The following is a 22784-nucleotide window of genomic DNA, read 5'->3' as shown; positions in this document are numbered from 1 at the left end:
TGCCATTGACGCTCTTAGGCCTTAGTGGCAATGGCAATAAAATGATCTTTCTCTAATAAACGGTATTGCAATTTGCAATTAAAAACTTGTCTAGTTTCGGCAATAAGAACTTCGCCGTCCATTTCCGCCCAATCATCAGGATAAGGGTCAGAAAATAATGTAATGCGTATATTCTCGCTAAAACTAAGTCCTTTTCGTCCAACTAATTTATACATAGCTTCTTTGCACGTCCAAAAAATGGTAGCATAGGACGCTTGTAAACGCGAGGGTTCTACCTCTCGAATCAAACGCAACTCGTAATGCGAACAAAAACGTGGGGCAATATTTAAGGCTTTGGGCGAAATTAATTCTACGTCCACACCAATAGGACCACCTTGGGTATTAACGGCCACAACAACCCATTTTGAGGTGTGGCTAATACTTATTTGATGTTGGGGAAACTGTGGCAAATACGGTTTTCCGGATGGATGATATTTAAGTAGGGGGTCGGCAGTTTTATTGTCATTCTCCGAGCTTTGAAATAATTGTTGTAATAAGCACAAAACCGCCAACCATTGCCGTTTTTTTTGGGGATGCTGTAGGGCTGCCCATTTTTCTGGGTAAAATTGTAGTACTTTGAAGTTAATTTGTTCAAGTAATGCCTCAACTGATTCGGTAAGTTGCCAAATAGCAACAAAACAAGTTTCTTCGATTGTTATTTTTTGGTAAAATGGCATCTATGTGTCTATTATTGCCCAATAACTAAATCAAACCAATTAAAGCTGCAAAACTATTAAAAATTTTGATCACTGCATAAGCAATATAAAAAGTAGTGGCCAACATAGATACAGCTACGGCAATATTAATTGCCGAGCAATATTTAATAAATTTGGTTTTGCCCCAAAACACACCAGTAATACCACCCATCAAACTTATAGAACCTAAAGATATCATTAAAAAAAGTGAAACATCAATAGCAGTGGTTAACAGGAGAATAAAAAACAAAAAATTAACTGCGGTAGCTATTAACGAAATTAAATTAAGCTGGTAAAACCATTGGTTCGTATTCATAATCGTAAAGTACATTAATTAAAATTATTTGCACCCTATTTTATTAGACGTTTGCCTTTGCCGATTTTGGCAATTTGCACTAAGGTTCTTGGTAAAATAAAACATTTTTGTCTAAATCAAAAGATAATTTTGCAATTTTGCAGGATAGAAAGCAAAACATAACTTGTTCAAAATATTTTTTAATACTAATATATTGTTAATTTAACATGTCCACAATCGATAAAAATGCTAATTTAGTTTTTAAAGAAAATAATTTTTGGAAGCAAGTTTATACCCTCATACAAAAAGATGCGCAATTAGAGTGGCGACAAAAATCGGCGGTGGGTGGATTGTTATTATATGTTGTGGCAACGGCATTGCTGTCGTTTTTGGCCTTTAAACGTATTGACGGCCTTACGTGGGTAACTTTATATTGGCTTATGTTAGTATTTGCCGCCGTAAACGCTGTAGCCAAAAGTTTTATGGCCGAGTCGCGCGAGCGGATGCGTTTTTACTACGGTTTAGCCAGTCCGCAAGCTATTATTATGGCAAAGCTGCTTTACAATTGCGGTCTGCTAATTATTATTGCCGGCTTAGGTTTAATTATATTCAGTATGTTGTTTGGCAACCCCATTGAAAATATGAGTTTATTTGTAGTAATTGCTTTTTTAGGTGCAGTTGGTTTTTCGTTTTGTTTTACCTTGGTATCGGCAATAGCGGCGCAAACGGGGGGTAATGCCGCGCTTATGCCTATATTAAGTTTCCCGATTATTATTCCGGTATTTATTTTGCTTCTGTCCTTGTCAAAAATTGCTCTAATTGATACATTTAACGCTAATTTTGCCCTCGATTTGGGCAATTTATTGGCCATAAACGTACTTTTATTAGTGTTGTCGGTAATTTTATTTCAGTTTGTTTGGAAAGAATAAATGACAATCTCTTATCCATTTATTATGTCAATTATCCGGATTATTTACTTGTTTATTTAATTAATTAGTTACGTGAACCAAACACTTTCAGTGCCAAAAATTTTACACTTAAAAAAAGGAAAAGAAGCCTCAATAATGCGCCGGCACCCTTGGGTTTTTTCCGGAGCCATTAAAAATATATCCGGAAACCCAAGCGAAGGCGATTTAGTGCACATCCAGACTGCAGACGGCACTTTTTTAGCCTCAGCATTTTATCAGCAACAAGGCAGTATTTCGGCACGCATAGTAAGTTTTGAAGCAGTAACAACCACCGACCAAACATTTTGGGGTAAAAAACTAAGCATGTGTTTAAATAGCCGCCAAAAATTAGGATTATTAAACAACTCTCAAACCAACTGTTTTAGGTTAGTAAACGCCGAAGGAGACGAAATTCCGGGCTTAATTATAGATATTTACAACAGGGTAGCGGTTTTTCAGGCTCATAATTGGGGTATTTACAAACAAAAAACGGAAATTGTTGCCGCCTTATTGCAAATTTTACCGCCTTACAACCAACCAATTATAGCTATATACAATAAAAGCGCCGATACACTGCCTAAAAACTCGCCTTACCCACTGCCTACAAACGGTTACCTGTGGCAAGAAGAGGCGCAGCTATCAACAAACGCAAAATTTAGCAACGCCAAAGGAGATTGGGTTACAGAAAACGGACTAAATTTTTGGATTGACTGGGAATTAGGGCAAAAAACAGGCTTTTTTTTAGACCAGCGCGACAATAGAAAACTGTTGGCTACCTACGCAAAAAATGCGAACGTGTTAAACGCTTTTTGTTATTCGGGCGGATTTTCGGTGTATGCCTTGCAAAATGGGGCGGCAAAAGTAGTAAGTATTGATAGCTCACAAAAGGCAATTGATTGGGCAAACAAAAATGTGCAACAAAATTTTCCGGATACTGCCGTACCCGATAGCCCAATTTCATACCCCCGCCATCAAACCGTTACCGCTGATGTTTTGCCCTATTTACAACAAACCGAAGCCAACCAGTTTAACCTAATTGTGCTCGACCCACCTGCATTTGCCAAAAATTTAGCTGCTCGTCATGCTGCCGTTCAAGGCTACAAACGCCTAAATGCTCAGGCTATGCGCAAAATTGAGGCAGGGGGCATTTTGTTTACTTTCTCGTGTTCGGGGGTTGTAACCCGCGAGTTGTTTAACGATACTATATGCGCCGCAGCCATCGAAGCCAATAGAAGCGTGCGCATTTTGCATCATTTGGCCGCCCCTACCGACCATCCGGTAAATATTTTCCATCCCGAAGGTGCTTATTTAAAAGGCTTGGTAGTACAAGTTTTTTAAACTAAATTACTCATTTTAAAAGCAGCGTCATTCCCTTGAATTACAACCAAACCTTAGAATATTTATATCAAAAACTGCCCATGTACCAGCGCATAGGTGCGGCAGCCTATAAAAAAGATTTAGACAATACCCTTGCGCTAAGTGCATTTTTAAACAACCCACATACTAAATTTAAAAGTGTTCACGTTGCCGGAACCAACGGAAAAGGCTCGGTTACCCATGGAATTGCCGCAATTTTACAGGCAGCAGGCTATAAAACAGGCGTGTACGTGTCGCCACATTACCGCGATTTTAGGGAGCGGATAAAAATAAACGGTCAATACATACCCAAAAAAGCAGTTATTAATTTTGTCAAAAAATGCCAGCCGGTACTCGAAGATATAAACCCCTCCTTTTTTGAAGCTACGGTTTGTATGGCTTTCGACTATTTTGCAAGAATGGCCATTGATGTTGCCGTTGTAGAAGTTGGCTTAGGTGGCCGTTTAGACTCGACAAATATTATACATCCGGAATTGGCAGTTATTACCAATATTAGCCTCGACCATACCGACATGCTTGGCGATACCTTGCCTTTAATTGCCGCCGAAAAGGCCGGCATCATTAAAGCCCAAACTCCGGTTGTAATTGGCGAAACCAACCCGCAAACGGCACCTGTTTTTATTCAAAAAGCGGCAAACATGGCTGCACCGATATTTTTTGCCGACCAAATTTTAGAAATCAAGAACTTTGAGCAAAACTTGTTGGGCTGCAAAGCAAATATTGAAAACAGTGGCCAATTAATTTATCCGGATTTAAGCACCGACCTAACCGGCGATTTTCAACGCCACAATTTGCTCTCTATTTTACAATCCGTTGAAACACTGAAGCAACAAGGATTTATTATACCTAAAGAAGCGATTTATGCCGGACTGAACCAAGTTAAACCGCTTACCAATTTCATTGGTCGCTGGCATGTTTTACAGCAGCACCCTTTGGCTATTGCCGACAGCGGCCATAACGAAGCCGGTATAAAATTTGTCGCCACCCAGTTACAAGCTTTAAATGCACAAAAACTTCATTTGGTTATTGGGTTTAGTAAAGACAAATCTATTGACGCCATTTTGCAACTATTGCCAACAAAAAATACCGTTTATTATTTTTGTAAAGCCAATATTCCAAAAGGGCTGTCGCAAGACGAGTTACAAGCAACTGCCGCCCGTTTTGGTTTACATGGCCAAACATATCCAAGCGTAAAGGCAGCCTACAAAGCCGCTTTAAAAGCTGCCAATCCTCTTCATGATGCTGTGTTTGTAGGAGGTAGTATTTTTGTAGTTGGCGAGGTAATATAAACTGGTTATTTACAGCAAACAAAAACCCCCAAACTTAAGGCCAAGTTTGGGGGAGCGGTTAGTTATAAAAATTCACGAAAAAATTAGTTAATTTCGATGTTTTTAACTGTAGGTTCGGCAACAACGGGTTTTACCTTCGGTAAATTAAGGGTTAAAACTCCATTATTGTGGGTAGCGGTAATGGCGTTGGCATCAATATTTTCAGACAAGTTAAAACTGCGTTTAAACGAAGCATGTTTGTACTCGCGGCGAATATAATCGGCTTTCTCGTTGGTTTGCTCCGTTTTGTGTTCGGCACTAATAGTTAGTTGGCCGTTACTAATGCTAACAACTACCTCATTTTTATCGAAACCTGGCACCAAAATATCCATTGCAAAAGCATTTTCGTTTTCGGTAAGGTTTACACGACCTGCCAAATTTGCATTTTTACCCCCCCAATTAAAAGATTGGTCGAGATTAAAAAATTCGCTGGCTAAACGGTCAAAAACGGTAGGCAAATTAATGGCATGATAGCGCATTTTTGGTTGGCAATAAGAGTGCATCATAATAATTAAATAATGGTTTATGGTTAGTTAAATGATTAAAAATTTGTTTTTGCAAATAAGCAAGTACGCCCTCTGTATTGCAAACGAGATGCCAACAGGTTAGTTTTATATTTTTAATGCCTTAATGTCAAAAGTAAACGCTAAAATGGCATTGTTTTGTTAAATTTAATGACATTTTGGCAATATAAAGCTGTTTTAACAAGCCAGCTTCTTATTTGTTTCCCACTTGAGCAAGCAAATTAGATATCCAAGTTTTATTTAAACAAAAAATACTAATTTTGAGCCTTCAGTAAACATAGTATTTTGTTGGTTTATTTTTTCCTATTCACAATCTATTAATTTGATGTCCATAATGTTTCGTTTTATTTTGCAGATAGGGCTTGTTATCTTTTTTTTATCCGGATATTCGAGTTTTTCCGGATTTGGCATTTTTCTTCATGCCCAAACGACAAATAAACAATCCTCCTCAAAATCAAATACTTCACTAACAAATTTCGATACTTCGTATTATAACGTTATGCGCTGGCGCTGCGTTGGCCCCTGGCGGGGTGGCCGAAGTTTAGCCGTTGCGGGGCATACCAACCAGGCAAACACCTACTATTTTGGTGCCACCGGCGGTGGTGTTTGGAAAACTACCGATGGTGGCGAAACATGGAATTGTATATCAGACACCGTGTTTACCGCATCGAGTATTGGCGCTATTGCCGTAGCACCCACCAACCCCAACACCATTTATGTTGGCACCGGCGAAGCCGAAATAAGAGGCAATATTAGCTATGGCGACGGCATGTATAAATCAAACGATGCAGGCAAAACTTGGCAAAAAATTGGCTTGCCAAAATCGTATGCAATCAGCACTTTGGCAGTGCACCCAAACGACGAAAACACCGTCTTTGCCTGCGCCTTGGGCAATGTGTTTAGTCCAAATCCTGAAAGGGGTTTGTACAAAACCAAAGACGGGGGCAAAACATGGGAATTGGTATTAGCTAAAAACGACTCGACGGGCGCAGTAAACGTAATTTTTGACCCCGGCAACCCCAATATAATGTATGCTTGTTTATGGCAGGCTTACCGCAATGCTTACAGTATGAGCAGCGGCGGCCAGGGCAGTGGCCTGTACAAAAGTACGGACGGCGGCGAAACATGGAAAAATATTTCAACTCGGCCGGGTTTACCTAAGGGAGTTTTGGGTAAAATTTGTATTGCCATATCGCCAGCCAATACCAACCGCATTTGGGCCATGATAGAAAACGAAAACGGTGGCTTATACCGCAGTAACGATGCCGGCGCTACTTGGCAACGCATTAACGAAGATAAAAACCTGCGGCAACGGCCTTGGTATTTTTCGCAAATTTACCCCGACCCAAAAGACGAAGACATATTATATGTGCTAAACGTAGGATTTTGGCGCTCAATAGATGGCGGCGGTAAGTTTAACAGCATAAATGTGCAACACGGCGATTGCCACGATTTATGGATTGACCCCAACAATCCGGAAAGAATGATTCTGGGCGATGACGGCGGTGCAGAAATAACTACTAACGGCTGCCAAACATGGACTCAACAAGATATTCCTACGGCACAGTTTTACCATGTTGTTTTAGATAATGATTTTCCTTACAATATATATGGCGCACAACAAGATAACAGCTCCATCCGGATTGCCTCGCGCACCAATGGCTGGAGCATAGATGAACGCGACTGGTATCCGGTGGCAGGCGGTGAAGCTGGTTATATCTTACCGCACCCCGAAAACAGTTTAATAACGTTTGGCGGAGAATACGATGGTCAAATGACAAAGTACAACAAAACTACCGGACAAAACCAAACCATATCGGTTTATCCGGAAGGTGGTATCGGTAATCCGGCAAAAAGTAAAAAAGAGCGCTTCGCATGGACGTTTCCCATTGCGGGCTCGCCCCATAACCCAAACGTGTTATATGTTGGTTCTCAACATGTTCATAAATCCACTAATCAGGGCGCAAGCTGGCAAGCCATAAGTCCCGACCTTACCCGCAACGACTCTACTAAACAAATGTCGAGCGGCGGCCCCATTACCAAAGACAATACCGGCGCCGAAGTCTATTGCACGGTATTTGCTATTGCCGAATCGCCTATACAGCCCGACTTAATTTGGGCAGGCTCGGATGATGGCTTGATACACCTTACCACCGATGGAGGCAAAAATTGGCGCAACGTAACACCTTCTAAAAATATACTCCCCGAGTGGGCACTAATTTCCATTATTGACCCGTCAAGTTTTGATGCCGGAACTTGTTATGTAGCTGCAACACGTTATAAATTGGGCGACCAAAAACCCTACTTGCTAAAAACCACCGATTTTGGCAAAACCTGGCATTTAATTGTCGCCGGATTGCCTGCGAATGCCTATACACGCGCCATTCGCCACGACCCAAACCAGCAAAATTTATTGTATGCAGGCACAGAGCGCGGTATCTTTGTATCGTTTAACAATGGAGACAAATGGCAAAGTTTACAATTAAATTTACCGCTCACCCCAATACACGACCTGCGCATCCACCCGCGCGAGCGCGACTTGGTAGTAGCTACCCATGGCCGCTCGTTTTGGGTATTAGACAACTTAACGCCATTACACGAACTATGCACGCAAAACCAACAAATAACTAAGAATGCGCTGCATCTGTTTAAACCTAAATTTGCTTACCGGATGGAGGGCGGCAGCTATTACTCGCCCACCATGCAAACCGGGCAAAATGCGCCCAACAATTTACAAGTATATTACTACTTAAAAACCGAACCAAAAAAATCGCTAAAAATGCGATTTTTAACCGAAAAGAACGACACCGTTGCCACGTTTTACAGCAATAAAAAACGTAGCAGCGAAGCCATGAAACAAGATAACAAATTTTACGAAAATCCGGAGAACAAACCAGGCGATGTATTGCCTCTTAAAAAAGGGTTGAACTTGTTTAACTGGAATATGTATTATGATGACGCTACCCGATTAGAAGAAGCTACCCCAATGTGGCATGGCGGTGTAGGTGGGCCACAGGCAATACCCGGAAAATACCGCGTTGAATTGCTGTTAAACGACACCTTAGTTGCCCAACAACCATTTGAAATTACAAAAGACCCCCGCATTACCACCACCAATACAGAATATGCCGAGCAGTTAGAATTTGCCTTAAAAATACGCGACAAACTGTCGGCCACCCATGAATGTATAAACCAAGTTCGCAAATTGCGCAAACAAGTCAACGATTTTAGCAACTCGTTAGGCAAAGATTCGACAATGATAAAAGTACTAAACCCACATACCAAAGGCATTTTAGATACTTTGCAGCAAATTGAAGATGCCTTGGTACAGCACCGCGCAAAAGCCACACAAGATTTGCTGGCACATCCGGTAAAGCTAAACGATAAATTGGCTGGCGTAAAATCAACTGTTTTATCGGCTGATGCTGCCCCTACCGCCCAATCGTATGCGGTTTATGCCGACCTTGCTGCCAAAATTGATGAACAATTAAGTATTTTTGAAACTATAAAGACGAAGCGTCTAAAAGCACTAAATCAACGTATTGATGAAATGCGCATTGATGCGATAAGGCTTTCGGATAAAAAATAACGGCCTTAAATTTGTTCTTATCTACTTCTGGAAACAGACAAGATACAAGTTTCAAAATGTATTGACGGCTTGTTAAATTTGGGTTTATTTTAACCATCCGGTAATACTTAACCGCTGCCGGGTGGCTGGTAAAACTTCATGAGCCAAAATATGACTTTTAAAAATAACGGTTTTCCCAAAGTTTGGGTTCATATAAACTGGGGTGGTTTGGTTGGGCAAATAAATGGCCAATTGGCCTCCATAGGAAGGCAACCAATCGGGGTTTAGATAGGTAATAAAAGTGAACTTGCGTGAATCGTCGTTTTTAAACCGGTCGATATGTTTTTTGTAAAAACTACCCGGCTCGTAAACGGCATAATGAAACTCGCCCGATTGAATACCGGTATAACAAGTTTCGTTTAAATAGTTGTAAAATGCTTGTACGGCCAAGAAATAGTCTTTTTCCGGACTTGCTATATGATCAAAAGCATCATTATTATTGTCAATCCATAAAATTTTATCATTTCGTACAGCCTCGTTAATATTCAAATTGGTTTTATTGCCTGTACCAGCCGTTTTAAAATTGCCGTTTGCTAGGTTTAGCAACAATATGTCGCGAAGCTGGGTCAGCAAATTTGAAGGCAGCAGAAAATCGGTTTCGGCATATTGGTTGGCAATTAATTGGTCAATTATTGTTTCGTAAATTGAGTTCGGGTTGTTCATGGTTCTATTTATATGGTTAGAGGCCAAAGGTGTGTTTAATTATTGGTGTGGGCTGTTTAAATCCGGTTCGATATTCAAATAAATTTTTCCGGTGTTGGTTAAAATAGTAAGTCAAATAAACCATCAAGCCAAACATTGCCGAAACCTCTACGGCGGTAATTAAAAATCCGGACTTAAGCTTAGGTATTAAAATGGCGTTATTGCTTATAACGTGCTTACTTTGAACACACTGAAACCCTTCATCTTTTAAAAATTGTAACAAAACGGGCAACATTGCGCTATAAATACCCTTGTTGCGGTGAGGCTCAAAAATTCCGGTATTGCGCATATAAAATGTTTCATCGTTGGTTTGAATTCCGCACGTCCAACCAATAATTTCATCTTTTTTACAAATATACCAATTTAGCTGAAAGGGCTGCCCTAAGTTTTGTGCTAGTTTTTTAATTGCGGCAATTTCGTTTGGGCTTAATAATAAGTCTTCGTTTAGGCGCGTGCTTTCACCAAACACAGTTAAACGATGTCGTTCAAAATAATCCCAAAATTCGGTAATATTTTGTGCGGGTTGAATATTGTAATCGTCAAATAAAAGTATTTTTTGCAGCATATTTTACATAATATTAATAAATTCGTTCGTCTTCAACAAACGACCTTAAAGCTTTGCCACCAACGGGCGGGTTTAGTTTGCTTACCCTTACGCGGGCATGTGTAGGTTGAGGACTTAAAGTGCCTAATCCGGATAAAATACGCTGCACAATTGGCTCTAACAATTTAGAAGGTATTTGAATGAGGTCTTTGCACAAATCATATACCTCTGCGTAATTAATTGTATCTTGTAAATTATCGGTTTGGGCAGCTATACTAATATCTGCTACTTGCAAATAAACATCAACCCAATACCAGTTGCCGCGGTCTTGCTCGGCTTGAGTTACGCCATGATGGGCAAAAAATTGCATTTTTTCGAGCGCAATGGTAGGCATTTTGTAACTTTGTGCTTCGGTTTAGTTTTGCACCCCACAAAGGTAGGCTTTAGATTATTAAATAAGACCTACAAAACACAATTCCGGAGCAAATTTTGACCGTTTTTTTAAATGCCAACGCCTATTTAAAATAATATTAATTAAACACATAACAATATAATTTTATGACCCCATCCGATAACAACCAAACCACCCACACAAAAATTGCCGGACAAGACAAATACCAGTTTCACGACTATTATTTAGTTGATGAGTTGCTGACAGACGAACATAAACTCATTCGCGAGTCGGTACGGGCATGGATAAAAAAAGAAGTATCGCCAATTATTGAAGATTACGCCCAACGCGCTGCCTTTCCGCACCATATAATATCCGGATTAGGTGAAATTGGCGCATTTGGCCCAAATATACCAACACAATATGGCGGCATGGGCTTAGACCAAATTGCTTACGGCATCATTATGCAAGAATTAGAGCGCTGCGATTCGGGCATCCGGTCAACGGCTTCGGTGCAAGGCTCGTTGGTAATGTATCCGATTTATAAATACGGCAACGAAGCCCAACGCCATAAATATTTACCTAAATTGGCAAGCGGCGAATGGATGGGCTGCTTTGGTTTAACCGAGCCTAACCACGGCAGTAATCCAGCCGGCATGACTACCCGCTTTGAAGACAAAGGCGACCATTACCTGCTTAATGGCGCTAAAATGTGGATAAGCAATGCCCCATTTGCGCAAATAGCCGTTGTATGGGCAAAAGACGAAAATGGCGAAATAAGAGGATTAGTTGTTGAACGCGGTATGGAGGGCTTTACAACCCCCGAAACACACGGCAAATGGAGTTTGCGGGCATCGGCAACCGGCGAGTTGGTATTCGACAACGTTAAAGTTCCCAAAGAAAACTTATTGCCCAACGTAAAAGGATTAAAAGGACCTTTGGGTTGCTTGTCGTCGGCAAGGTACGGCATTGCCTGGGGGGCTATTGGCGCAGCCTTAGATTGCTACGATGCTGCCCTTCGCTACTCGATAGAGCGCGAACAATTTGGCCGACCCATTGGAGGCTTTCAGCTAACACAAAAAAAATTGGCCGAAATGCTCACCGAAATAACCAAAGCCCAATTATTGGCCTGGCGCTTGGGCACCCTAAAAAACGACGACCGCGCCACACCTGCCCAAATTAGTATGGCCAAACGCAATAATGTAGAAATGGCACTAAATATAGCACGCACCGCCCGCCAAATTTGTGGCGGTATGGGCATCACCGGTGAATACCCCATGATGCGCCACATGATGAACCTCGAAAGTGTAATAACTTACGAAGGTACACACGAAATACATTTATTAATTACCGGATTAGATGTAACCGGATTGAACGCATTTGGCTAAGAAAAAAAGGGAAATTGATTAAGGTATTTTATATTCCGGATCCATCCGGATAAATGGCTTCAATCTATCCTAAAATTAAGTACCTGCAATTGCAACACAAAATAGCCTTTTAAATGTAATCAATATGGCTCATATACCTTTAATAAACGAGCAGGAATTGCCCGGCATTACCGGATTGTTGCACTACAGCCCCGTAACTGCCCAACCTTTGTTGCTGTTAGCCGATACTTTATTGCACAACCCAAACACCTCGACCTTAACACCCGGCGAGCGCGAAATTATTGCCTCGTCGGTATCGTTTTGGAACGACTGCCATTTTTGCCACGCCTCACATGGGGCAGCAGCAGCCGCACACCTGCAAACCGATTTGTGTTTAATAGACGACATCAAACAAAATTTTGAAGGCAAAAATATATCTCCCAAGCTACAAGCCTTGCTACAATTAGCTAAGCAAGTGCAGCAAGGCGGAAAAATGGTTACAGAAACCCATATTGCCCAAGCCAAACAAGCAGGCGCAACCGACCACGAAATACATGATACAGTATTAATAGCCGCCGCTTTTTGTATGTTTAATCGTTATGTTGATGGTTTGGGAACCTGGCAACCCAGCGAAAACGAAGCCTACAAAACAATGGGCGAACGCATGGCACAACATGGTTATATACGGAAACATTAAATTAAACTTACCAACCTTCAACCCCTAATAAATAATATTGTGTAATTTTACCTTTTAAACGGTCAAATATGATTGTGGCTTCTACAGCAAACAATATCGAGGTATTTAGGTTTGGGCAAATTTTGGCAATAATAATACTGTTTTTTGTATATTTTGGTCTTGTTTTGCCGGTTATTTGTAAAGCCCAGACCCCTGCAAACCCAAGAAGCAGTACTACTGCCCCGGCAAACACCTCAAAAGATGGCAATCTTAATAATAAGGTCGTTGACTTCGATTTAAGGCATTTTGACGACAATGCAATGAAAGAGATGGGCAAAGACCCCTTGTATAATTATGCCAAAACTTCGCAAGATGAAGGATGGTTTAAACAAATGTTGAACAAGATTTGGCAATTCATTTTAAACAAGTTTGAAAATCTTTTTGGCAAATTAGACGGGGTTACATCTTACCACATTGAGCTTTTATTTAAAATAGTAGTTTATATACTTTTTGCCGCCTCGCTTATTATTTTAATAATGCGCCTGCTTAAAGCCGATTTGCGCTGGTTGTTATTTAAACGTTTAAACCAAACCGAAATAATAGCCAACGACCTTGGCATAGACCAGATTCACAAACTTGATTTAGAAACCTTGCTGCGCGAGGCTATTGCTCAAAAAAACTTAAATCGCGCCATTCGCATTTTATATCTAAAATCGCTTAAATATTTAGCCGATACCGAACAAGTAGTATGGTATGCCCATAAAACAAATCAAGATTATTTGCGCGAATTACAAAAGCATCCGGCAAAACCCCAAATGACCGAGCTAACTTATTGGTTTGATTATGCTTGTTATGGCAATTTTCCGATTAAGCAGGTTCAGTTCGATGCTGCCCAAAAAAACTATCAGGCAATAGAGGATATTGTGCAAAAACTACCACTAAAAAAATACCCTGTCAACAATAATTAAATCAATTACGGCTAGCAAATTTATTTCGTATGCATAAAAAAAACTATTTGCTATTAGCTTTTGTAGGCGTTTTGTTGGCAATAATTACCGTTACTGAGGTTGGCAACAACAAACTCATCAACTGGAAGCCCACTTTTGCAAGCCAGCAAACAATTCCCTACGCTTCAAAAGGATTGTACACCCGTTTGGGCGATATTTTTCCGGAAGCCAGGATATCGCAAAACACTTTGTCTTTTTACGAGTTTAGTAAAAACCTTGAAAAAAATAACGCTTTGAATAAAGGCAATTCGGCATTTTTTTTAACAACCGAATATCTTAATTTTGATAGCCTTGAAACAGCTAAATTGTTTGATTTTGTTGCTGATGGCAACTATGCTTTTTTAAGCACCGAAGCATTTACAGGGTATTTAAGCGACACCTTGGGCGTAAGGCATACGCCCACACCTTTTATAACAAAAAATGATATAGACCCAACCAAACCTTGGATAATTAATTCCGACTCAATTGGTATTTACTTTTTACACAAAGCCATACCAACTGCCCATAGCGAATTTTGTATTGCAAAAAAAGAAGTTGAATACGGCCTGAAAACAGATACAAAAAAGCCCGGATTTACCTATACGCCGTTAGCCAAAAACGAGTTCGATCAAACGGTACTACTACATATAAAATTAGGTAGCGGGGCTATAATTTTGTCGAGTACGCCGCGTATGTTTACCAATTTTGTGGCTATTTACCAGCAAAAACAAAGTTTTGCAGCGATAGCCTGGTCGCATTTGCCCGCAACAATTGAAAATATTTATTGGGACGAATATTACAACGGCAATATTATAGTTGACGAAACTCCCTTGCGCTATATCTTGTCCTTGCCGGCCTTTAAATGGGCTTTTTATCTGATGTTGGCAGGTATTTTATTATATATGCTCTTTGAAGCTAAACGCCGTCAACGTGCCATACCTATTGTTGTGCCGTTAAGCAATACAACCGTCGAATTTGTTCGGACGGTAGGTTTATTGTACTACGAAAACGCCAATCATGCCGATATTGCCCACAAAAAAATAACCTACCTAAACGATTTTTTGCGCACTCAATATTGGTTGACTAACTGGCAAAATAACCCCGAATTTTACGATTTGATAGCCGCAAAAACGGGCGTAAATCCGGATATTGTAACACCACTGTTTGAACAAATATCGCAAATCCAGCAAAAAACCAAATTAACTAATGCCGAACTGACCAATTTCAATCAACTAATAGAACAATTTTACGACCAATGCAGCACACAAAGGTAATCGCATAAACTACACAGCCCTATTTTTTGCCTGCCAAAATTGCCCTATCTTTGCCCCAAACCAACTGAAATAAATAAAAAATAAATAAATATATTTAAAAGTGTTATCAATTCCTGAATTACAAAATTTTGCCTCGCAGGTTCGTCGCGACATAATACGCATGGTTGCCCAAGTTAATTCGGGGCATCCGGGCGGCTCGTTAGGCTGCGCCGATTTTTTTACCATCCTCTTTAATAACATCATGCGCCATAAGCCCCACGCTTTTACTATGGATGGCATAGGCGAAGACTTGTTTTTTTTATCGAATGGGCATATTTCGCCGGTTTATTACAGCACCTTAGCCCGGTGTGGGTATTTTGATGTGAAAGAATTAGCCAGTTTCCGGAAAATAAACTCGCGGTTACAAGGGCATCCGGCCACTAAAGAGGGGCTGCCCGGCGTGCGAATTGCTTCGGGTTCGCTGGGGCAAGGCTTGTCGGTAGCTATTGGCGCGGCTTTGGCCAAGCGGCAAAACAACGACCCCAGCTTAGTATATTCGCTGCATGGAGATGGAGAATTGCAAGAGGGACAAATTTGGGAAGCAGCTATGTTTGCCGCCCATCATAAAGTAGATAATTTAATAGCTACCATTGACTGGAACGGCCAACAAATAGACGGCTCGAACGATGAAGTGCTTAGCCTTGGCAATTTGCCCGCAAAATGGGAGGCTTTTGGCTGGCAAGTACTTCAAACAAACGGCCACGATTACGAAGCCTTGCAAAATACCCTGTTAAAAGCTAAATCCTTAACCAACAAAGGTCAGCCAATTGTTATTTTAATGCGCACTATTATGGGCAAAGGGGTAAACTTTATGGAAGGAACGCATAAATGGCATGGCGTAGCCCCTAATGCCGAGCAAACCCAGCAGGCATTGGCGCAACTTGCCGAAACATTAGGCGATTATTAAGCAAAAAACAAACAAAATATGTTAATTGTTGGAATTGCGGGTGGCTCGGGGGCCGGAAAATCAACGGTGGTTCGCAAATTAATGAGTTGTTTACCCAACGATAAAATTGCGCTTTTACCCCAAGATAATTACTACCGCGACAGTAGCCACTTGCCCATGGCCGAGCGGCAAAAGCTAAACTTCGACCATCCGGCATCTATTGAGTTTGAGCTATTGGTAAACCACGTGAAACAACTAATAGAAGGCAAACCCATCGAAATGCCAATTTACTCGTATATTACCTGTACCCGCGCCAAAGAAACCATTACCGTAGCGCCCTGCGATGTTATTATTGTAGAGGGAATTTTAATACTAACCGATGAGCATTTACGGCAACTGTTACAAATAAAAGTGTTTGTAGATGCCCCCCCAGACGACCGATTAATACGCATTATTAACCGCGATATTTTAGAACGAGGGCGTAATTTACAAGAAGCGTTAGCACATTACCAAAACCGGGTTAAACCCATGCACCAGCAATTTATTGCCCCCACCAAATCTTTTGCCGATATTATTGTTCCGCAAGGCGGAAACAACCAAGTTGCCATTCAAGTTTTATCGAGTATGATATTATTAAACGTGCAATAATCAACAACTCTTTCTTTCCGGATAGATTAAAGTAACGTTCATTAAGCGCGCTGACATTTTAAACATACTCACTCAATTCAAGCCATCGCATACTTTTTTCGTCAATTAAAGCTATTAGCTCATTAATACGGGTAGCCCATTTTGTAAGCTCGGTATGGCTGCCTTTGCCAGATGAAAGTTGAGCTTCTAAGTTGGATTTTTCGGTTTCTAAATTTTGGATTTCCGTTTCTAAAAGTTCAAACTCGCGCTGTTCTTTAAACGACAATTTAAGTTTGGGTTTAGCCGTCGTATTTAGTTCGCTTGATGACTGTTGCTGCCGTGTAGTATTGTTTCCGGATGCGTTTTTTCCGGATGATACTGTGGCAGCGGTATTAGTTATTGTTTGTTGTTGTTGCTGCAATTTTAGTTGTTGCTCTTCTTCGGTGCGTTGCTCGCGGTATTGGGTATAATTGCCGGGGTAATCGCGTATTTTGCCCTGTCCTTCAAATGAAAAAACGTGCTCTATCAATTTATCCATAAAAAACCTGTCGTGCGATACAATTAGCAGGCAACCCTCGTATTGTTGCAAATAATCTTCAAGGGCGTGCAAAGTTTGAAGGTCTAAATCGTTGGTAGGCTCGTCTAAAATTAAAAAATTGGGATTTTGCATTAAAATCGTCAACAGGTACAAGCGACGAAGCTCGCCCCCACTTAGGGTACTTATGTAGTTATGATGCTGGCTGTACGGAAACTGAAAATGGTCTAACAGTTGGGCGGCGGTAAGGTGTTTGCCTTTGGCTAAGGGTAAAAACTCGGCCACATCGGTAACAATATCAATAATTTTTTTGTCGGCGGTAAATTTGATACCGTCTTGGGTGTAATGACCAAAAACAACAGTTTTGCCCCAAACAATTTTGCCTATGTCAGGTTTTTCGGTTCCGGTAATTAGGTTTACAAGCGTTGATTTACCCACGCCATTGCGCCCCACCAAGCCTACACGGTCGCCTTGGGCAAAAGCGTACGAAAAATCGCGCAGCAATATTTTATCGTCAAAGGCTTTGTCAATATGATACATTTCTACAATTTTACTGCCCAAGCGTTGCATTTGTAGTCCTGTTAAATTTAGCTGGGCATCGTCAAGGCGGCGGCGGGCTTTGGTTTCTATATCGTCAAAAGCATCAACACGGGCTTTGGCTTTTGTGCCGCGTGCTTTAGGCTGGGTACGCATCCAGGCAAGTTCTTGTTTGTAGCGTTGTTTTGCTTTTTCGGTTTCGGTTTTAAAAATTTCTGTTAATTCGGTCTTTTTTTCAAGATAGTGCGAGTAATTGCCGCGGTACATCCGGATTTGCCCTGCATCTAATTCGGCAATTTCGGTACAAACGCGGTCTAAAAAATAGCGGTCGTGGGTTACTAATAAAACGGTAATATTTGGGTTTTGCAAATAGTTTTCCAACCATTCAATCATGTCGAGGTCAAGGTGGTTGGTGGGTTCATCTAAAATCAGTAGGTCGGGTTCGCGCACTAAAAGGGCGGCAATAGCCAATCTCTTTCGCTCTCCGCCCGACAGTTCGCGGATAGGTTGATTTGTGTTTGTTATATTAAATTTTGTCAATATCTGCTTGATCCTAATCTCGTAGTCCCATGCGTTTTGCGCTGTTAGTTGTTCCATAACCCGGTTAAGTGATACCTGGTTTTGGTTGTCATCCGGATATAATTCGTTTAAAAGCAGTAATTTTTCGTAAGCCTGAATTAGCAATAAAGTAGGGTCGTCTCCGGCAAACAGGGCTTCTAAAACGGTTAATTCCTCGTTAAAATTTGGTGCTTGAGGCAAATAACCTAAGTGTGCCTCGCGGCTAATCCAAACCGTTCCAAGTTGGTCGCTAGAATCAAGCCCAACTAAAATTTGCATTAAACTCGATTTTCCGGAGCCATTTTTGGCCACAATGGCCATTTTTTGCCCTTTGTTTAGCAGCAAATCAACCTCGTTAAACAGCACTTTTTCGCCGTAAATTTTAGTCAGACGCTCGGCTTTTAAATATTGCATAGTAAGGCAAAGGTAAGGCCTATCTCTGAATTTTTATCTTTTGCATTTATTACTTGAACCTAAAGGCAATAAAAAAACGAACATAAATAATATAAAAACAAATCATCAAGCAGGACTTCATTCAATAGGCCTGCCTAATTAAAAAAGTATTGAATTTGTAGGAGGCAATATTGCTATTCGAGTATTTTTGTGATGTCGTCATAAGAAAGTTCAATAGTTTTATCTGTTTTATTATCAACTTTTATGTAGCAGGTTTTGTCGTCTTTAAGCAACAAAGACGGCAACAATCACGAGTATATATTCGCATAATATTAATTTTAAGTTTATACTATTGCCGTCATTTTTTCTTTTACTACCAACTCAGCGTTAAAGCTGCCGATTTGCGCAAATTGTAAATAGGAATTGCTGCCTCGCCGCAAATTTGTTCGGTTTTTTGGGCAAAGCGTTGGGTGTTACTGCCATCTATTAGCAGCGAATCAAATAAAAGTGTTTGTTGGCTATAAATTAAGTCGGTTTGTGCATTTTTGCGCAATATGGCATAATGGGTTTTAATTTTTTCATTTTTTGGTACTAATTCGGCGTTGTATGGGCTTTTATTAACTGATAGAAAGGTAAACTGGTAAGGGCCCGCTAAAACGGTGGGGTATTGTATAGATACTTTCTGGTTAAACACGATATTACTGTTTGAAAATTGGTTTATTGTACTATCTGTGGGCATTTCAAAATTTTCAATCCGGATAATTTGCGGCCTGCCAACCCCTTTTTTCCATAGATTTGGCTGTATTTGGGTAGGCATCTGTGCCAGTCCTGCCGAGTCAAGCAGTAAAACACTGCGCCTGTTTTGGGTAATATCTATAGCTGTTCCTCCGGAGATACTATAAACGGTTATTTCATTCCGGATACTGTTTTGGTAAGCATCGTACAGCGTTTGAACCCCAACTATCGTCAAACTTATTAATCCGGATAGTAGCCATTTAGTTTGTTTAAATTGTAAAAACTGCGCTACCCCTACAATAGTTACAAACAACAAAACAGCCGAAGAGATGGGTGTCATATAGCCTTGTATTAATGCGCCGGGCAAGCTCCCCATAAAGGTTAAAAAATGGTTTTGAAACCAAACTAATCCATACATTACCCAACCTACCCCCTGCGAAACAAAGGCAAAAACACTAGTCCACTGTGCAAATAAGGCCGTAAAGAACAGGGCAATGCCCGCATATAACACCCACCCCGACAATGGCACGGCTACAATATTAGCCAATAAAGCATAAGTTGGGAACTGATGAAAATAATACAACACCAAAGGCAGTGTGCCAATTTGCGCTGCTATTGAAACCGAAGTAATCTCCCAAGCGAGGTTTAACAAGGCATTTGGTGCTAACCAAACCCTATATATAGGTGCTTGCCACAGCAAAATTCCCAAAACCGCCCCATACGACAATTGAAAACCCACTTTAAACAGCATTAATGGCTGAAAAAACAATATTACCAATGCCGAAACAGCTATACTGTTAAAAACATTCGAGCGACGTTGTAAAAAGTCGGCCATCATAACTAAAGAAATCATTACTGCTGCACGCACAACCGAGGGCGGCAAGCCTGTAATAACAGCAAAAATCCAAATAAAACCCAAACCCAATAATAAGCGCAATAATCGCACGCTCTTTGTGTTATGTTTACCAAAAATCAAACGCAACAGCCATTGTAACAAGCCATACAAAATTACCACGTGCATACCTGACACCGCCAATACGTGCATAGCACCTGTGGCCGAATAAGCCTTTACAATTTCGTCATCAAGCAGGTGGGTATAGCCAATAAGCAAGGCAGCCGCTACGCTTGCCTCGTCTTTTCCGGGCACATATCTTGCAATAGCATCCAAAAAAAAGCTGCGCAAATAGTAAATCTTAGCAAAAAACCAGTTACCCTGATTTTGTTGAGTTGGCAGCCATTTACCCGAGGCCAACCAAGCTCTGTGGTAAATTTGCTCGAATTGTAAATATTGTCTGTAATCAAACGCTCCGGGATTTTTAACTGAATCAACCAAGGCAACCGCCTGCGCCTGTGCAACAATTAAGTCGCCGTATTGTAGCGCGGCGGCGGCACTGTCGAGGGCTAAATAGGTAAGTATTTTTCCTTGCGCTGGTTGTAAAAGTTGGGTGCTATTTTCATTTGTATAAACGCCTAATACCTTAGTAGTAGTTTTATAACTGCGGGTTTTAGCAATTAGCGGCTCTTGAATTTGCAATAATAATGTCGCACTGCTATCTGTTGAAGTAATAAAATGCCTAAAATGTGTTGGCTGCTGGAATTGGTTTTGTTGCAAAGTACGGGCTAAGCCCAGCAAAAAAAATGCAACGGCCATGCAAACACCAAACCAAACCTTAATCTGTCGCGTTTTTTTCGATTTAATATTGCGAAAAAAGAACAACGCAACAACCAACAAAGGCAAACAAGCGGCAGTAATGGCGTAAGCCCACCACCAAGGCTCAGTTTGCTGCCCAAAGAAATAATAAGCCGCTATAATACCTATCACAAAAGGCAATAGCAACCGTAGGGCTGGCAACTGCTCTATATAAGGTATAATTCGCTCGATGTTTGGGTTGGTAATTGGAGGTTTACTTTGCACAACTTCAAGAGGTTCGTTTCAATTAAGCGGATGTTTGCTGTTAAGTAAAAATAGGTTCTGCTTTTAATTTTTATCCGGATTAACAAAGTTACCGGATCAAGTAAACTTCAACTACCAGAGCAAAAAAATAGTCCGCTAATTAAGCCCAATGGGCAAAATTAGTTATAATTCATTTATTTATTTACTATTTATGCCAACTTCGCACTATATTATTGCTGCCCGCTTTGAGTATCCATCCGGACAATAAAACGAATGAAAGCAGTTACAATCAAAAAAAAGGATTGAATTTTATTTAAGTTAAAGCCTTTAAGCTTCGGGCAATAATATCAACACAATCGTAAATTTGATTTTCGGTAATTACCAAAGGTGGGGCAAAACGTATTTTGTTGCCATGTGTTGGTTTAGCCAAAAGTCCAAAGTCGCGCATTTTAAGGCATATATTCCAAGCCAAATCGCTGTGCTCGTTGGTATCAATTTCGATGGCGTTTAACAAGCCTTTGCCGCGCACTTCTTTAACTAAGGGCGAGTTAATATTGGCAATACCCTCGCGCAGCAGTTTGCCCATTTCTTGGGCGTTTTGTGCTAATTTTTCGTGTATTAACACCTCAAGCGAGGCGATGGCCACTTTGCAAGCAAGAGGGTTGCCGCCAAATGTAGAGCCATGTTCGCCGGGTTTAATGCAAAGCATCACTTCGTCGTTTGCCAATACTGCCGATATAGGCATAACGCCGCCCGAAAGGGCCTTGCCTAAAATTACCATATCGGGGCGTGCGTTGGGTTCGTGGTCGGTGGCTAACATTTTCCCGGTACGGGCTAAGCCTGTTTGCACTTCGTCGGCAATAAAAAGCACATTGTGTTGGTTGCAAAGCAGCCTTACTTGGGTTAAATAGTCGGGGGCGGGTACAATTACGCCCGCCTCGCCTTGTATGGGTTCAACTAAAAAGGCGCAAACAGTGGGGTCGGCAAGTGCATTAGCTAAGGCGGGTATATTATTAAAAGGCACTTTAACAATACCGGGCAGGTAGGGGCCAAACCCTTCGTAGCTTTGCGGGTCGGTTGAGGCAGACACGGCAGTCATGGTTCGGCCATGAAAATTTTCGGTGGCTACCACAATTTTAGCTTGGTTTGCAGCAATATTTTTATGTTTGTAACCCCATTTCCGGGCTAATTTGATGGCCGTTTCAACCCCCTCGGCGCCGGTATTCATGGGCAATACTTTGTCGTAACCTAATAATTGGGTAATAAATCGCTCGTATTCGCCTAAGGTATTGTTGTAAAATGCGCGCGAAGTTAGGGTTAGTTTGGTAGCCTGGTTAATAAGGGTTTGAACAATATAGGGGTGGCAATGCCCTTGGTTTACTGCCGAGTAGGCCGATAAAAAATCGTAATACTTTTTGCCTTCAACGTCCCAAACAAATACACCTTCGCCCCGCTCTAACACTACGGGCAAAGGGTGGTAATTATGTGCGCCGTAGCGGTCTTCTAATTCGATGTAATAATTGGCGCGGGCTTGTGGGGTTGAAAGGGTGGCAATCATGTTGATGTATTAAAGCTAAAAAATGATATAAAAAATACGGATGGCAAAATTACCATTTATTTTTCCGGACACAAAGGATTTATCCGGAAAAATTTGCTTGGGTGAGGTTGGTAATAAAACCTGCAACTTTATTGCCCGAACAAGTCATGAGATTTTATACTTTTATCCGGACATAAAAAAACAAAACAGCACCCAATTTTAGCCGAGTATTGCCTTAAATCAGGTGCTGCAAGCAAGGTCTCAACCTTT

General features: G+C 41.0%; 20 protein-coding genes. 11 read left to right on the top strand and 9 right to left on the bottom strand.

Annotation, left to right across the window (positions count from 1 at the left end):
- Nucleotides 1–14 precede the first annotated feature (14 nt).
- Nucleotides 15–716, bottom strand: a complete 702-nt coding sequence (locus IPI59_11505; GenBank protein ID MBK7528156.1) for a 4'-phosphopantetheinyl transferase superfamily protein — start codon at nt 714–716, stop codon at nt 15–17.
- A gap of 25 nt (nt 717–741) precedes the next feature.
- Entirely contained in the window at nt 742–1050 is a 309-nt protein-coding gene (locus tag IPI59_11500) for a hypothetical protein (protein ID MBK7528155.1), read from the bottom strand.
- A gap of 206 nt (nt 1051–1256) precedes the next feature.
- Between IPI59_11500 and IPI59_11495 the strand changes: the two genes are divergently transcribed.
- The 3 genes from IPI59_11495 (at nt 1257) to IPI59_11485 (ending at nt 4642) form a co-directional block, all read left to right on the top strand.
- The gene (locus tag IPI59_11495) at nt 1257–1958 is read left to right on the top strand and encodes a heme exporter protein CcmB (protein ID MBK7528154.1); all 702 of its coding nucleotides are present in this window, start codon (nt 1257–1259) and stop codon (nt 1956–1958) included.
- A 135-nt stretch (nt 1959–2093) separates the two neighbouring features.
- Nucleotides 2094–3314 (top strand): class I SAM-dependent rRNA methyltransferase, encoded by a 1221-nt coding sequence (locus IPI59_11490; GenBank protein ID MBK7528153.1) that lies wholly within the window; start codon nt 2094–2096, stop codon nt 3312–3314.
- Nucleotides 3315–3349: 35 nt separating this feature from the next.
- Nucleotides 3350–4642 carry a bifunctional folylpolyglutamate synthase/dihydrofolate synthase gene (locus IPI59_11485; GenBank protein MBK7528152.1) on the top strand — a complete coding sequence of 431 codons (1293 nt, stop codon included), beginning with the start codon at nt 3350–3352 and terminating at the stop codon, nt 4640–4642.
- Between the two features lie 83 nt (nt 4643–4725).
- Here IPI59_11485 and IPI59_11480 read toward each other — a convergent pair whose 3' ends face one another.
- Nucleotides 4726–5187, bottom strand: a complete 462-nt coding sequence (locus IPI59_11480) for an Hsp20/alpha crystallin family protein (GenBank protein MBK7528151.1) — start codon at nt 5185–5187, stop codon at nt 4726–4728.
- A gap of 343 nt (nt 5188–5530) precedes the next feature.
- On the opposite strand from IPI59_11480, the gene IPI59_11475 reads away from it, so the two are divergent.
- Nucleotides 5531–8794, top strand: coding sequence for a glycosyl hydrolase (locus IPI59_11475; GenBank protein MBK7528150.1), 3264 nt, complete (start codon nt 5531–5533; stop codon nt 8792–8794).
- Nucleotides 8795–8878: 84 nt separating this feature from the next.
- Here IPI59_11475 and IPI59_11470 read toward each other — a convergent pair whose 3' ends face one another.
- From IPI59_11470 to folB, 3 genes are read right to left on the bottom strand one after another with little or no spacing between them, the layout of a single operon-like run.
- Complete coding sequence (locus tag IPI59_11470; GenBank protein MBK7528149.1) at nt 8879–9496, bottom strand: 2OG-Fe(II) oxygenase; 618 nt, start codon at nt 9494–9496, stop codon at nt 8879–8881.
- A gap of 16 nt (nt 9497–9512) precedes the next feature.
- Nucleotides 9513–10100 carry a GNAT family N-acetyltransferase gene (locus IPI59_11465; GenBank protein ID MBK7528148.1) on the bottom strand — a complete coding sequence of 196 codons (588 nt, stop codon included), beginning with the start codon at nt 10098–10100 and terminating at the stop codon, nt 9513–9515.
- Nucleotides 10101–10113: 13 nt separating this feature from the next.
- Entirely contained in the window at nt 10114–10473 is a 360-nt protein-coding gene (gene folB, locus IPI59_11460) for a dihydroneopterin aldolase (protein ID MBK7528147.1), read from the bottom strand.
- A gap of 164 nt (nt 10474–10637) precedes the next feature.
- Between folB and IPI59_11455 the strand changes: the two genes are divergently transcribed.
- From IPI59_11455 to udk, 6 genes are all read left to right on the top strand, one after another.
- A complete protein-coding gene (locus IPI59_11455; GenBank protein ID MBK7528146.1) occupies nt 10638–11858 on the top strand; it encodes an acyl-CoA dehydrogenase family protein in 1221 nt (406 codons plus the stop codon).
- A 124-nt stretch (nt 11859–11982) separates the two neighbouring features.
- Nucleotides 11983–12534, top strand: a complete 552-nt coding sequence (locus IPI59_11450) for a peroxidase-related enzyme (GenBank protein MBK7528145.1) — start codon at nt 11983–11985, stop codon at nt 12532–12534.
- Between the two features lie 74 nt (nt 12535–12608).
- Nucleotides 12609–13481 carry a DUF4129 domain-containing protein gene (locus IPI59_11445; protein ID MBK7528144.1) on the top strand — a complete coding sequence of 291 codons (873 nt, stop codon included), beginning with the start codon at nt 12609–12611 and terminating at the stop codon, nt 13479–13481.
- 29 nt (nt 13482–13510) lie between these two features.
- On the top strand, nt 13511–14773 hold the full coding sequence (locus IPI59_11440) for a hypothetical protein (protein MBK7528143.1): 1263 nt from the start codon (nt 13511–13513) through the stop codon (nt 14771–14773).
- Nucleotides 14774–14882: 109 nt separating this feature from the next.
- Entirely contained in the window at nt 14883–15719 is an 837-nt protein-coding gene (locus IPI59_11435; protein ID MBK7528142.1) for a transketolase, read from the top strand.
- A gap of 18 nt (nt 15720–15737) precedes the next feature.
- Complete coding sequence (udk, locus tag IPI59_11430) at nt 15738–16346, top strand: uridine kinase (protein ID MBK7528141.1); 609 nt, start codon at nt 15738–15740, stop codon at nt 16344–16346.
- A 58-nt stretch (nt 16347–16404) separates the two neighbouring features.
- Here the strand turns inward: udk and IPI59_11425 are convergent, their stop codons facing one another.
- From IPI59_11425 to rocD, 3 genes are all read right to left on the bottom strand, one after another.
- On the bottom strand, nt 16405–18369 hold the full coding sequence (locus IPI59_11425) for an ABC-F family ATP-binding cassette domain-containing protein (GenBank protein ID MBK7528140.1): 1965 nt from the start codon (nt 18367–18369) through the stop codon (nt 16405–16407).
- 352 nt (nt 18370–18721) lie between these two features.
- Complete coding sequence (locus tag IPI59_11420) at nt 18722–20998, bottom strand: ComEC/Rec2 family competence protein (protein MBK7528139.1); 2277 nt, start codon at nt 20996–20998, stop codon at nt 18722–18724.
- A 292-nt stretch (nt 20999–21290) separates the two neighbouring features.
- A complete protein-coding gene (gene rocD, locus IPI59_11415) occupies nt 21291–22535 on the bottom strand; it encodes an ornithine--oxo-acid transaminase (GenBank protein MBK7528138.1) in 1245 nt (414 codons plus the stop codon).
- A 40-nt stretch (nt 22536–22575) separates the two neighbouring features.
- Between rocD and IPI59_11410 the strand changes: the two genes are divergently transcribed.
- Nucleotides 22576–22737 carry a hypothetical protein gene (locus IPI59_11410; GenBank protein MBK7528137.1) on the top strand — a complete coding sequence of 54 codons (162 nt, stop codon included), beginning with the start codon at nt 22576–22578 and terminating at the stop codon, nt 22735–22737.
- Nucleotides 22738–22784 lie beyond the last annotated feature (47 nt).

Source organism: Sphingobacteriales bacterium (assembly GCA_016706405.1).
Lineage (GTDB): Bacteria > Bacteroidota > Bacteroidia > Chitinophagales > UBA2359 > BJ6.
Note: the sequence above shows the minus strand (reverse complement) of the source record. Positions and strands in the feature narration are given on the sequence as shown.